This is a genomic window from Cupriavidus sp. SZY C1 (assembly GCF_032190535.1).
GTDB lineage: Bacteria > Pseudomonadota > Gammaproteobacteria > Burkholderiales > Burkholderiaceae > Cupriavidus > Cupriavidus pauculus_C.
This window is the reverse complement of sequence record NZ_JAUANU010000020.1, coordinates 1-13186: the sequence shown is the minus strand read 5'-3', so window position 1 is coordinate 13186 and position 13186 is coordinate 1. Positions and strand designations below refer to the sequence as shown.

Genomic DNA, 13186 nt, shown 5'->3' with positions numbered 1-13186 from the left:
AGCCATGCCCGACGCCCCACCATCCCTCGACCCGATCGACCGGGCGCTGATCCAGGCCACGCAGGCCGGCCTGCCGCTGGTGCCGGCGCCGTGGCAGGCGCTGGGCGACGCGCTGGGCCTGGACGAAGCCGCCGTGCTGGCCCGGTTTGCGGCGCTGCGCGCGCGCGGCGTGCTGCGGCGCGTGGCGGCCGTGCCGAATCACTACGCGCTGGGCTACCGCGCCAACGGCATGACCGTGTGGGACGTGGACGACGCCCATGTGGCGGAACTGGGCGCGCGCATCGGCGCCTTGCCCGGCGTGAGCCACTGCTACCAGCGCCCGCGCCACCGGCCGGACTGGCCCTACAACCTGTTTGCGATGGTCCACGCGCGCACGCGCGACGAGGCGGCGCCGCAGATCGCCCGCATCCGCGCGCTGCTGGGCCCGGCCTGCCGCGCGCACGACGTGCTCTGGTCCACCCGCATCCTCAAGAAAACCGGCCTGCGCCTGCAGGCGCCAGGAGATTGATCCATGTTCAGAGTGTCCCGCTTCATGGAAGCGCTGCGCGATGGCGGCCCGGTGCCGCCGCCACGCCGTGCCGCCGGCCCCGTCGTCATCTGGAACCTCGTGCGGCGCTGCAACCTCAACTGCAAGCACTGCTACTCGACGTCGGCCGATACCGACTTCAAGGGCGAGCTGTCGACGGCGGAGGCCGTTGCCGTGCTCGACCAGCTCAAGGCGGCGCACGTGCCCGCGCTGATCCTGTCCGGCGGCGAGCCGCTGCTGCGGCCGGACCTGTACGAGCTTGCCGCGCACGCCAAGCGGCTGGGCTTCCACCTGTCGCTGTCGTCCAATGGCACGCTGCTCGACAACCGGCACGCGGCCCGGCTGCTGCTGGCCGGGTTTGACTACGTCGGCGTCAGCCTGGACGGCCTGCGCGCCACGCACGACCGCTTCCGGCGCTGTGCGGGCGCGTTCGATCAGGCGCTGGACGGGCTGCGCGTGGCGCGGCAGGCCGGGCTGCGCGTGGGCGTGCGGATGACGCTGACCGAGGCCAACGCCGACGAGCTGCCCGACGTGGTGGCGCTGACCGAGGCGGAAGGCATCGACAAGTTCTACCTGTCGCACTTCAACTACGCCGGCCGGGGCAGCAGCCACCGGGGCGACGACGCCCGCCATGCGCACACGCGCGTGGCGGTGGACTGGCTGTTCGACCATGTCTGGGAGCGCGCGCGGCGCGGCAGCGCCGGGGACTTCGTGACCGGCAACAACGATGCCGACGGCGTGAGCCTGCTGTACTGGATCGCCCGGCGGCAGCCCGAGCGGCTGGCCGACATGCGGCAGCGGCTGGTCAACTGGGGCGGCAACGCCACGGGCGTGGGCGTGGCCAATATCGACAACCTCGGCAATGTGCATCCGGACACGATGTGGTGGCACGTGTCGCTGGGCAACGTCCGGGAGCGGCCGTTCGCCGAGATCTGGGCCGACCGCAGCCACCCGCTGATGCGCGGGCTGAAGGCACGCCCCCGGCCGCTGGAGGGCCGCTGCGCCACGTGCGCCCATCGCGACATCTGCAATGGCAACACCCGCGTGCGCGCGCATGCGGTGAGCGGCAATCCGTGGGCCGAGGACCCGGGCTGCTACCTGTCCGATGCCGAGATCGCCGAGCCGATCGGCCGGGAGGCCATCGCATGAGACGGCGGCTGGCGGGGATGGTGGCGGCGGCGTGGGTCGGCATTGTGGCGTCGATGCCGGCGTGGGCGGGCGGGCCGGCTGGTTCCGTTTCCGATGTGGCGACGGACTACGTCCAGCACTGCGCGGTGTGCCACGGCGCCGACCGGCTAGGCGGCATGGGGCCGGCGCTGCTGCCAGAGAGCCTGGAGCGGCTCAAGCCCGACGCGATGCGCGACCTGCTGCGCAACGGCCGCGCCGCGACGCAGATGCCCGGCTTTGCCGGCCAGTTGCCCGAGGCCACGCTGGACCGGCTGGCCGCGTGGCTGCGCACGGCGCCGGCGGTGGCGCCGCACTGGGAGGCGGCCGACATCCGCGCGTCGCGCGTGGTGCACCACGCGCCGGGCAGCCTGCCGGACCGGCCCGTGTTCCAGGCCGATCCGTCCAACCTGTTCCTGGTCGTGGAATCGGGCAGCCATCACCTGAGCGTGCTCGACGGCGACGCACTGGCGCCAATCCACCGCTTCCAGACCCGCTTCGCGCTGCACGGCGGGCCCAAGTTCAGCCGCGACGGCCGTTACGTCTTTGTGGCGAGCCGGGACGGGTGGGTCAGCAAGTACGACCTCTGGAACCTGGCGCTGGTGGCCGAGGTGCGGGTAGGGCTGAACACGCGCAACGTGGCCGTGAGCGACGACGGCCGCTGGGTGATGGCCGGCAACACGCTGCCGCGCACGCTGGTGTTGTTGCGCGCGGACGACCTGTCGCTGGCGCGCGTCTACCCGGTGGCCGGGGCGGACGGCCGGGCGTCGCGTGTGTCGGCGGTCTACGACGCGGCGCCGCGCCAGTCGTTCATCGCCGCGCTGCGCGACATCCCGGCGGTCTGGGAGATTCCGTACGCGACGCTGGAGCCGCGCGTGATCGCGCTGGACGACGTGCTCGACGACTTCTTCTTCGACCAGCCGTACCGCCATATCCTGGGCGCGTCGCGGGCCGGGGCGGGCCAGGTGATCGACCTCGACGCCGGGCGCAAGGTGGCCGACCTGGCGCTGACCGGCATGCCGCACCTGGGCAGCGGCATCACGTGGCGGCGTGGCGGGCGGGAGGTGATGGCGTCGCCCAATCTCAGGCAGGGCACGCTGTCCGTGATCGACATGCAGACCTGGCAGACCGTGGCGACGATCCCGACCAACGGGCCGGGCTTCTTCCTGCGCAGCCACGAGGCCACGCCGTACGCCTGGACCGACGCGATGATGAGCCCGCGCCGCGACACGCTGCAGGTCATCGACAAGCAGACGCTGGCCGTGGTGGGCAGCGTCACGCCAAGCCCCGGGCGCACGGCCGCGCACGTGGAATTCACGCGCGACGGCCGCTACGCGCTGGTCAGCCTGATGGAGCCGGACGGCGCCATCGTGGTCTACGACGCGGCGACGCTGCGCGAGGTCAAGCGCCTGCCGATGGACCGGCCGGTCGGCAAGTACAACGTGTTCAACAAGACCACGCGGTCGTCGGGCACGAGCCATTGAATCGGACAACGACATGAAGCATTCGCGAAGCACTGGAAAGGTATGGCTGGTGGGCGTGGGCCCCGGAGACCCCGACCTCGTGACCGTCAAGGCCGCCCGGGCCCTGGCCCAGGCGCAGGTCTGGCTGATCGACGACCTGGTGCCGGAGGCGATGGCGTGCCACGCCAGCCCCGGCACGCAGATCATTCCGGTCGGCAAGCGCGGCGGGCGGTGCTCGGTCAGCCAGGCCAGCATCCACGCCCAGACGCTGGCCCACGCGCTGGCAGGCCGCTGCGTGGCCCGCGTGAAGGGCGGCGACCCGCTGATGTTCGGCCGGGGCGGCGAGGAAGCCGCGTTCCTGAGCGGGCACGGGCTGGAGGTGGAAGTGGTCAACGGCATCAGCAGCGGGCTGGCGGCGGCGCAGGCGCTGGGCATCGCGCTGACGCACCGGGCGCACTGCCACGGCGTGACCTTCGTCACCGCCCACACCCGCGGCGACGGCGAACCGGACTGGCGCGCACTGGCCGCCAGCGGCACGACGTTGGTCATCTACATGGGCATGCACCGCATCGCGGCAATCCAGGCGTCCTTGCTGGCGGCCGGCATGCGCGCCGACATGCCGGCCGGGGTGGTCATGCATGCAAGCTGCCCCGACCAGCGCTGCTGGACCGGCACTCTCGACACACTGACCGCCGCAGCCACCGCCGGTCTGGCCAGCCCATCGATCATCGTGGTGGGAGAAGTGGTGGGAAGGCAGGCCAGGGGCGCGTGGCTGGTCGAGGGTTCAGCAGACCAGGACGCCCGGGCCGACAGGACAAGCTGCGATGTAGTGGCCTGAATCGCTGTTTCCTGCTGGGTTTTGCTCCCCTCTCCCGCGCGCGGGAGAGGGCTGGGGGTGAGGGCCAACGGCTCAAAATTCGACGTGGATCGGCAAGCAGATCCTCCACGCCCTCACCCCCGACCCCTCTCCCGCCTTGCGGGAGAGGGGAGAAAACCTGCCGCAGCTGGCCGCGTTACATCATCCCGCGACGTTTTTCGCCCCCCTCTCCCGCGAGCGGGAGAGGGGCTGGGGGTGAGGGCCGGCGGCTCAAATTGCGACGTGGATCGGCAAGCAGATCCTCCACGCCCTCACCCCCGACCCCTCTCCCGCCTTGCGGGAGAGGGGAGAAAGCCTGCCGCAGCCGACGGCGTCAGCAGCCGGCTCCATCCATCACTGCCCCACCAGCCGGCCCTCTGGCACTTCCCGTGCCCGGTTGCCGTCCAGCAGGCCCAACACCACCTGCAGTGCGAATGTCAGCGCGCCCACCAGGAACACCACGTCGCCAAAGGTGCGGACCCAGCGCAGCGTCTGCAGGATTGGCTGCTGGACGAACGCCTCGCTGCGGGCGTACCAGAGCCCTTCGCTGATGCTGGCCAGTGCCTGGATGATGCCCACCGGCAGCAGGCTGGTGCCGATCATCAGCGCCAGGCCGCCGTTCAGGCCCCAGAACGCGATCCACATCAGGCGGGGGCTCAGCCGGTAGGCTGGCCGCACGTAGCGCAGCACCAGCAGCGTGAAGCCGAGCGCCAGGAAGCCGTAGACGCCGAACAGTGCCGCGTGGGCGTGGACCGGCGTGGTATTGAGCCCCTGCACGTAGTACAGCGAGATTGGCGGGTTGATCATGAAGCCGAACACGCCGGCGCCGAGCATGTTCCAGAACGCCACGGCCGTGAAGCACATCACCGGCCAGCGCAGGTTGTCCATCCACGGGGCACGGGTCTTGAGGCGCCAGTTTTCCCACGCTTCATGGCCCAGCACGATCAGCGGCATCACCTCCAGCGCCGAGAACGTGGCGCCGATGGCCATCACCGGGGTGGTGGTGCCGGCGAAGTACAGGTGGTGGAACGTGCCCGGAATGCCGCCGAGCATGAACAGCGACGCCGACGCCAGGCTGGCCGCCGTGGCCATCGGGCGCGACACCAGGCCCAGCGTGGAGAAGATGAAGGCCAGCGCGGTGGTGGCGAAGACCTCGAAGAAGCCCTCCACCCACAGGTGGACGACCCACCAGCGCCAGTACTCCATCACCGTCAGGCTGGTGCGCTCGCCGTAGAACAGGCCGGCGCCGTAGAACAGGCCGATGGCGACCACGGACGACGTCAGCAGCGCCAGCAGGTTCTTGTCGCCGCCGTCACGCGCCCGGAAGGCCGGGGCGATGCCGCGCAGCATCAGCACGAGCCAGATCACGATGCCGGCGAACTTGCCGATCTGCCACAGGCGTCCCAGGTCCACATACTCGTAGCCCTGGTGGCCCAGCCAGAAGTTCAGGTGGGCGGGCAGCTTCTGGGCGATGGCGAGGTAGTTGCCGGCAAACGAGCCGACCACGACCACCACCAGCGCCCAGAACAGCACGTCGACGCCGAGCCGCTGATACTTGGGGTCCTTGCCGCCGTTGATCAGCGGCGCCAGGAACAGCCCGGCCGCCAGGAACCCGGTGGCAATCCAGAACAGCGCGCTCTGGATGTGCCAGGTGCGCACCAGCGTGTACGGGAACCACTGCGACACGTCGATCCCGTAGAACTTCTGGCCTTCGACCGTGTAGTGGGCGGTAAAGCCGCCGATCAGCACCTGGAACGCGAACAGCGCCACCACCAGGAACACGTACTTGCCCAGCGCCCGTTGCGACGGCGTGAGCGCGAACGTCGACAGCGGGTCGCGCGCGGGCGGAGGCGGCAGCGGCGACTCCTGGCCGCGCAGGAACGCCCAGGCCCAGATCAGCAGCCCCACGCCGGCCAGCAGCACGACCACGCTGGCCACGGACCAGACCACGTTTTCGGCGGTGGGACGATTGTCGATCAGCGGCTCGTGCGGCCAGTTGTTGGTGTAGGTGGCGGTGTGTCCCGGGCGGTCGGTCGCGGCGGCCCAGGCGGTCCAGAAGAAGAAATGCGTGAGCTGCACGCGACGCTCGGCCGACGGCAGCGTGTTTTCCTTCATCGCAAAGCTCTCGCGGCTGCGGCGGAGCTCCGGGGCGTCGGCAAACAGCCGCTGGTAGTAGTCGGCCGTGATCTCCATGGCCTTGGCGCGGCGGGGCGACACGGTCAGCACGTTGTGGGCGTCCACCTGGTTGCCGCGATATTCGGCCTTCAGATGGGCGCGCAGCGCGGCCTGCTGGCCGGCGTCGAGCGCGGCGAAATCCTGGCCGTGGCGCTCGCGGGCGGCCAGGTCCAGCCAGGCGGTGAGCTCGCGGTGCAGCCAGTCGGCGGTCCAGTCGGGCGCCTGGTAGGCGCCGTGGCCCCAGATCGAGCCGAGCTGCATGCCGCCCACCGATTGCCAGGCGGTCTGGCCGTCGAGGATGTCGTCGGCGGTGAACAGCGGGGTGCCGTCGGCAGCCACCACCTGTGCCGGGATCGGCGGCTGCTGCCGGTAGACCTCGGCACCGTAGTAGCCAAGCAGTGCGAACGTGACCGCCAGCACGGCGATCAGCGTGAACCATAGTTTCTTGTAGGGACCCATGATGAAAGCGCGGCAGGGCGCGTGATGAGGGTGTTGATGGTGTGGATGGGGTGCCGGGCGGCGCGGCTCAGTGGCCGCCTGCGGCCCCGCCGCGCACGGCGTTGTCGAACAGCACGTTGTTTTCCAGATGGATGTGTTCCATCAGGTCTTCGCGGAACGTGCGCAGGCCCAGGTAAAGCGCGCGCCAGGTGTTGCAGGCGGCGCGCGGCAGCGTGATGTCGCCGGTCAGTTCGGCCAGCCGCTCCAGCGCGACGCCGTGGTCGTCGTGCTCCATCCGCATGACCGTGATCGGCGCGCCGGCCATTGCATTCATGCCGCGCGCGAGCATCGGGAACAGCACCTGTTCCTCCTTCTGCATATGGCTCAGCAGCTCCTGATGCATGACGCCCAGGTGATCGGCCAGGCCCACGGGGCAGTCGGGACGGTCGCCATGGACTTCCTCCACCCGGCGCGCCAGCCGGATCAACTCGGGCAACTGCTCGCGATGGCGCTCGTGGAAGCGGGACAGGATGTGGGCGATCAGCGCGTCGGCGGGGGCGTCGCCCCAGTCCTGGCCGTCGGCCGGTGCCTCGGCCTGCAGCGCCTGAAGCCGCGCCTCGATGGCGGCGGCGTCCAGCCCCCTGGCCTGGGCGGCGTCGCGCAGCGTGTGGGCGCCACCACAGCAGAAGTCGAGCTGGTAGTCGTGGAAGATCTTCGTCGCACCGGGGATGCGGCGGGCCAGTTGGCCCAGGGACTGGTCTTGCATGCTCATGGTTTGCTCCTTCTCAATAGATGCAAGCGTTCCCTGTGCGATTCTCGTGCCCATCGCAAAACTTCAAAGATTCAACGATTTACGTTTCGGTCGGGTATTTGTGACCCCGGCCAGACGTGGTGAATCGAACCTGACGAGGGTGTTTTTAACCATGATCGGCGAGCTACTTCTGGCGGACCTGTGCGCGGACCTGCCGCAGGCCGTGCGGATGCAACGGCTGGTGGGCAGCCTGCGCGCGCATTTCCGCTGCGGCGCGGTGGCGCTGCTGCGGCTGGAGGAAGACCAGTTGCGGCCGGTGGCGGTGGACGGGCTGGTGCGCGACGCGCTGGGGCGCCGCTTTGCCGTGAGCCTGCATCCGCGGCTGGCGGCCATCCTGGCCCGGCGCGGCGTGACTTGCTTTCACCACGACAGCGCGCTGCCCGATCCGTACGACGGGCTGATCGACGCGCACGTGGGCGAGCCGCTGCCGGTGCACGACTGCATGGGCGTGAGCCTGGAGGCCGAAGGCCAGCCGTGGGGCGTGCTGACGCTCGACGCGCTGCAGGTGGGCACCTTTACCGATGCTGCGCAGGTGGACCTGCAGCGGCTGACGCCGCTGGTGGAGGCGGCCATTCGCCTGACGCGGCTTGAGGCCGAGATCCGGGCGCTGCGGCAGGGGCGCATCGACGCGCCGGCCGGCGAGGTGGGGCGTGACGAGGGCGAGATCATCGGCCAGAGCCAGGCCATCGCCCATCTGCTGCACGAGCTGCGCGTGGTGGCCGATTCGGAACTGCCGGTGCTGCTGCTGGGCGAGACCGGCGTGGGCAAGGAACTGTTTGCGCACCGGCTGCACCGGCTGTCGCGCCGGCGCAACCGGCCGCTAATTCACGTCAATTGCGCGGCGCTGCCTGAATCACTGGCCGAGAGCGAACTGTTCGGCCATGCGCGCGGTGCGTTCTCGGGCGCCACGGGCGAGCGGCCGGGGCGGTTCGAGGCCGCCGATGGCGGCACGCTGTTCCTGGACGAGGTGGGCGAACTGCCGCTGTCGATCCAGGCCAAGCTGCTGCGCACGCTGCAGAACGGCGAGATCCAGCGGCTGGGCAGCGACCGGCCGCGCCGCGTGGACGTGCGCGTGATCGCGGCGACCAACCGCCACCTGCGCGAGCACGTGCGCGACGGGTCGTTCCGGGCCGACCTCTATCACCGGCTGTCGGTCTATCCGATCCCGATCCCGCCGCTGCGCGAGCGCGACAACGACGTGCTGCTGCTGGCCGGCCACTTTCTGGAGCTGAATCGGGCCCGGCTGGGGCTGCGCAGCCTGCGGCTGTCCGCCGCCGCACAGGACGCGCTGCGCCGCTATCCGTGGCCCGGCAACGTGCGCGAGCTGGAACACGTGATCAGCCGCGCGGCGCTCAAGCGCGTGAGCCGCGGGGCGGACCGCAACGACATCCTGACGCTCGATGCCGACCTGTTCGGCGACCTGTTCGATGTGTCGGACCTGTCGGACCCTGCCCAGCGCGGCGGCTGGGCGCCGTCCGGGCCGGCCGAAGGGCCGCTGGCGCCCGTGGTGGTGCCGGAACTGACGCTGCGCCAGGCCGTGGATTCGTGCCAGCGCCGGTGCATCGAACAGGCGCTGCTGGCGCAGGACGGCAACTGGACGCAGGCCGCGCGGCAGCTTGGCGTGGATGCCAGCAACCTGCACAAGCTGGCGCGCCGGCTCGGGTTCAAGCGGGACGACCGGCGGCGCGCGGCCGCCTTGCCGGCGCCGGCGCGCGCCGGGGGCCGGCGCTAGCGCGGGCGGTTGTCGACGATGCGGCGCGCCTTGCCCACCGAGCGCTCGACGCCGCCTTCGCCCAGGATCTCGATCCCGGCCGTCACGCCGATGTACGCCTTGATGTCGTGCGCCAGCTGCTCGCGCGCCTGGCCGGCCGCCGCCGGATCGGCGCCGTGGGCGCATTCCACGCGCACGGTCAGCGTGTCCAGCGGGCCTTCCTTGCCCAGCACGCACTGGTAGTGCGGCGCCAGCCCGCTGTGCTTGAGGATCAGTTCCTCGATCTGGGACGGAAATACGTTGACGCCGCGCACGATCATCATGTCGTCGGTGCGGCCCGTGATCTTCTCCATGCGGCGGAACGCGGCGCGCGCGGTGCCGGGCAGCAGCCGCGTGAGGTCGCGCGTGCGGTAGCGCACCACCGGCATCGCTTCCTTGGTCAGCGACGTGAACACCAGTTCGCCGAATTCGCCGTCGGGCAGCACCTCGCCGGTGTCGGGGTCGATGATCTCGGGATAGAAATGGTCTTCCCAGATGGTCGGGCCGTCCTTGGTCTCGGCGCACTCGTTGGCCACGCCGGGGCCCATGACCTCGGACAGGCCGTAGATGTCGACGGCCGAGATGCCCATGCGCTTCTCGATGGCCAGCCGCATCTCGGGCGTCCACGGCTCGGCGCCGAAGATGCCGATGCGCAGTGACGTCGATGCCGGGTCGATGCCCTGGCGCTCCAGCTCGTCGGCAATCGCCAGCATGTAGCTGGGCGTCACCATGATGATCTCCGGCCTGAAGTCCTGGATGAGCTGCACCTGCCGCTCGGTCTGGCCGCCGCCGAACGGGATGGCCGTCAGCCCGGCCTTTTCCACGCCGTAGTGGGCGCCCAGCCCGCCCGTGAACAGTCCGTAGCCGTAGCTGATGTGGACCTTGTCGCCGCGGCGGGCGCCTGACGCCCGGATCGAGCGGGCCATGACCGTGGCCCAGGTGTCGATGTCCTGCAGCGTATAGCCCACCACCGTGGGCTTGCCCGTGGTGCCCGACGAGGCATGGATGCGGGCGATCCGGTCCTGCGGCACGGCGAACATGCCGAACGGGTAGTTGTCGCGCAGGTCCTGCTTGGTCGTGAACGGAAAGCGCGCCAGGTCGGCCAGCGACTGGACCTGGTCCGGATGCACGCCGGCCTGGTCGAACTTGCGCCGGTAGACGGGCGAATGGTCGTAGGCATGGCGCAGCGACCATTTCAGGCGCTCGAGCTGCAGGGTTTGCAGCGTCTGCCGGCTGGCGGTCTCGATCGGCTCCAGCGGCAGATCGGTCAGGGGCGTACTCATGCGTGTCTCCACGTTTCCGGGATGGTTGCGCTACGTTGGCGCGGGAACGGCGGGGTGCCGGGCGTCAGCCTTCGGCGGGCGGGATCACGTGCCCCTTGATCTGCGCCGACTTGCCGCGGAACATCGCCACGGGCTCGCCGGCGCGGTTGGTCACCTTGATGTCGTACACGCCGTGGCGGCCGGACAGAATCTGCTCCACGGCCTCGGCGGTCAGCACGTCGCCGCCCTGCACGGGCCGCAGGAATTCGATCGCGCAGCCCGACGCCACGGTGTTGATGTTGCGGCTGTTGCAGGCGAACGCGAAGGCCGAATCGGCCAGCGTGAACATCAGCCCGCCGTGGCAGATGGCGTGGCCGTTCAGGAATTCGGGCCGTACGGGCATCGACAGGCGCGCGTAGCCGGGCCGCACTTCCTCGATCACCATGCCCAGCCAGCGGCTGCAGGCGTCGGATTCGTACATCGCGTGGGCGGTGGCCTGCGCCAGCGCCTGGGGATCTTGCGTCAAGCGGATCTCCTGGTTGCGGGGGACGGGATCAGGCGCCCTTGAAATGGGGCGCGCGCTTTTGCAGGAAGGCGTTCACGCCTTCCGAGTAATCGTGGGACTGGCCGAGATCGCGCTGCAGGTCGCGCTCCAGGTCTAGCTGGGCGTCGAACGTGTTGGTGGCGCTGGCGTGCATGGCGCGCTTGATGGCGGCCAGCGCGCGGGTGGGCTGGCCGGCCAGGTGCGTGGCGATCGCCATGGCCTGCTCGGGCAGCAGCGGGTCGTCCATCGCTTCCCAGATCAGGCCCCACTTCTCGGCCTCGTCGGCGCTGAGCTTGTCGCCGGTCATCGCCAGGCCAAGGGCCCGGGCCATGCCCAGGCGCTTGGGCAGCAGCCACGTGCCGCCGGAATCGGGCACGAGACCGATCTTGACGAACGCCTGGATGAAGCTGGCGGAGCGGGCGGCCAGCACGATGTCGCACGCCAGCGCCAGGTTGGCGCCCGCGCCGGCGGCCGTGCCGTTGACGGCGGCAATCACGGGCAGCGGCAGCGCCTGGAGCCGGCGGACCAGCGGGTTGAACCAGGTATCGATCAGCTCGCCGAGGTCGGTGGCGTGGCCGGGCGTGAAATCGAGATCGGCAAGATCCTGGCCCGCGCAGAAACCGCGGCCGGCGCCGGTCAGCAGCAGCGCGCGGGCCGCGCCGGCTTCGACGTGGTCCAGCGCCTGCACCAGCGCGCGGTGCATGTCGCGCGTGAAACTGTTGAGCTTGTCGGGGCGATTCAGCGTCACGACGGCCACGTCGCCCTGCCAGCGCAGCAGGATCGGGCCGGCTTCGAGCGTGGTGCGCACGGCGGCTTGCGCCGGGGTCGGGGGCATGGGGGTCTCCTGCGCCATGTTGGGTCTCCTGGTCCGAGGTGTGGATCGACTGCCACGCGGGGTACTTCGCACATTGTAGATAGCGTGCGGTGCCCGTTAAATTAACCGACCAGTCGGTCGGCAAATGGTAGTGGGGAAGAGGGCGCGGCGCAAGAGGTGTCGGCCCGCCTTGACCGTGGCAGGGTGGCGGGCGAGTATCGACCCGCTGATCGGCCCGTCGCATCGCCGGGCCGCTTCCATTCATCGCAAGGAGAAGACATGTCGTACGAGAACATCCTGGTGGAGACCCGCGGCCGGGTGGGGCTGGTGTCGCTGAACCGGCCCAAGGCGCTCAACGCGCTCAACGACGCGCTGATGGACGAACTGGGCGCCGCGCTGACGGCGTTCGACCAGGACGACGGGATCGGCTGCATCGTCATCACCGGCAGCGAGCGGGCGTTCGCGGCGGGGGCCGATATCGGCATGATGGCCAGGTACTCTTATATGGATGTCTACAAGGGCGACTACATTACGCGCAACTGGGAGACCATCCGCCGCATCCGCAAGCCCGTGATTGCCGCGGTGGGCGGCTACGCGCTGGGCGGCGGCTGCGAGCTGGCGATGATGTGCGACATCGTGATCGCGGCCGAGAGCGCAAAGTTCGGCCAGCCTGAGGTGAAGCTGGGCACCATGCCCGGCGCCGGTGGCACACAGCGGCTGCCGCGCGCGGTATCCAAGGCCAAGGCGATGGACCTGTGCCTGACCGCCCGGATGATGGACGCGGCCGAGGCCGAGCGGGCGGGACTGGTATCGCGCGTGGTGCCGGCGGACAAGCTGGTGGACGAAGCGGTCGCCGCGGCGGAGACCATCGCCGGCTATTCACTGCCTGTGGTGATGATGATCAAGGAATCGGTCAACGCGGCCTATGAGACCACGCTGAACGAAGGCGTGCGATTCGAGCGTCGGCTGTTCCATTCCACCTTCGCCACCGAGGACCAGAAGGAGGGGATGGCTGCGTTTGTGGAGAAACGCGCACCCAACTTCGCCCATCGGTAATAGTTGAGTCAGGGAATACCCGAGGATAGCGCGTGGGTATTATGCGGCCCGACAAATGTTTGTCGGGCCGATTTTTCCTTATCGATCAAGGGTTTGAATGAGGGCGCGAAAAATCTCCGCCACAGGTTCGTGACATACGTGTTGCAAAGCGCGCCGATCGGGCCTAATATTCGCCCCCTCGCAACACAAAGCGCGCTGCAAACGCAGCAGCGACAAGGGTTGCGGGGTCGATGGGGGGTGGAGTTGGCAAGGTTTGCCAGCGCCGGCCGGCAGAAAAAAGTTCTGCGAAACCTGTTGACGAAACGTTGAATGCTCTGCATAATCTCG

At 69.7% G+C, this 13186-nt stretch carries 11 protein-coding genes; 6 read left to right on the top strand and 5 right to left on the bottom strand.

Annotated elements, in window-relative coordinates:
• Positions 1 to 4 precede the first annotated feature (4 nt).
• From QTN24_RS23400 to cobA, 4 genes are read left to right on the top strand one after another with little or no spacing between them, the layout of a single operon-like run.
• A complete protein-coding gene (locus QTN24_RS23400) occupies positions 5 to 508 on the top strand; it encodes an AsnC family transcriptional regulator (RefSeq protein ID WP_313840045.1) in 504 nt (167 codons plus the stop codon).
• A 3-nt stretch (positions 509 to 511) separates the two neighbouring features.
• Entirely contained in the window at positions 512 to 1675 is a 1164-nt protein-coding gene (gene nirJ, locus QTN24_RS23395) for a heme d1 biosynthesis radical SAM protein NirJ (protein WP_313840044.1), read from the top strand.
• Positions 1676 to 1728: 53 nt separating this feature from the next.
• Positions 1729 to 3174 (top strand): cytochrome D1 domain-containing protein, encoded by a 1446-nt coding sequence (locus QTN24_RS23390; protein ID WP_313840075.1) that lies wholly within the window; start codon positions 1729 to 1731, stop codon positions 3172 to 3174.
• 13 nt (positions 3175 to 3187) lie between these two features.
• Entirely contained in the window at positions 3188 to 3991 is an 804-nt protein-coding gene (gene cobA / locus QTN24_RS23385; RefSeq protein WP_313840043.1) for a uroporphyrinogen-III C-methyltransferase, read from the top strand.
• 372 nt (positions 3992 to 4363) lie between these two features.
• Here cobA and QTN24_RS23380 read toward each other — a convergent pair whose 3' ends face one another.
• A complete protein-coding gene (locus QTN24_RS23380; protein WP_313840042.1) occupies positions 4364 to 6643 on the bottom strand; it encodes a nitric-oxide reductase large subunit in 2280 nt (759 codons plus the stop codon).
• A 67-nt stretch (positions 6644 to 6710) separates the two neighbouring features.
• On the bottom strand, positions 6711 to 7394 hold the full coding sequence (gene ytfE / locus QTN24_RS23375; protein WP_313840041.1) for an iron-sulfur cluster repair protein YtfE: 684 nt from the start codon (positions 7392 to 7394) through the stop codon (positions 6711 to 6713).
• Positions 7395 to 7545: 151 nt separating this feature from the next.
• Here ytfE and norR point away from each other — a divergent pair, with 151 nt between their 5' ends.
• Positions 7546 to 9165, top strand: a complete 1620-nt coding sequence (gene norR / locus QTN24_RS23370) for a nitric oxide reductase transcriptional regulator NorR (RefSeq protein WP_313840040.1) — start codon at positions 7546 to 7548, stop codon at positions 9163 to 9165.
• Here norR and paaK read toward each other — a convergent pair.
• From paaK to paaG, 3 genes are all read right to left on the bottom strand, one after another.
• Entirely contained in the window at positions 9162 to 10466 is a 1305-nt protein-coding gene (gene paaK / locus QTN24_RS23365; protein WP_124683172.1) for a phenylacetate--CoA ligase PaaK, read from the bottom strand. The two genes, norR and paaK, sit on opposite strands and share 4 nt — an antisense overlap.
• Positions 10467 to 10530: 64 nt before the next feature.
• On the bottom strand, positions 10531 to 10971 hold the full coding sequence (gene paaI, locus QTN24_RS23360) for a hydroxyphenylacetyl-CoA thioesterase PaaI (RefSeq protein WP_313840039.1): 441 nt from the start codon (positions 10969 to 10971) through the stop codon (positions 10531 to 10533).
• Between the two features lie 28 nt (positions 10972 to 10999).
• The gene (gene paaG, locus QTN24_RS23355) at positions 11000 to 11842 is read right to left on the bottom strand and encodes a 2-(1,2-epoxy-1,2-dihydrophenyl)acetyl-CoA isomerase PaaG (protein WP_313840038.1); all 843 of its coding nucleotides are present in this window, start codon (positions 11840 to 11842) and stop codon (positions 11000 to 11002) included.
• A gap of 240 nt (positions 11843 to 12082) precedes the next feature.
• Here paaG and QTN24_RS23350 point away from each other — a divergent pair, with 240 nt between their 5' ends.
• Positions 12083 to 12859 (top strand): enoyl-CoA hydratase, encoded by a 777-nt coding sequence (locus QTN24_RS23350; RefSeq protein ID WP_313840037.1) that lies wholly within the window; start codon positions 12083 to 12085, stop codon positions 12857 to 12859.
• Positions 12860 to 13186 lie beyond the last annotated feature (327 nt).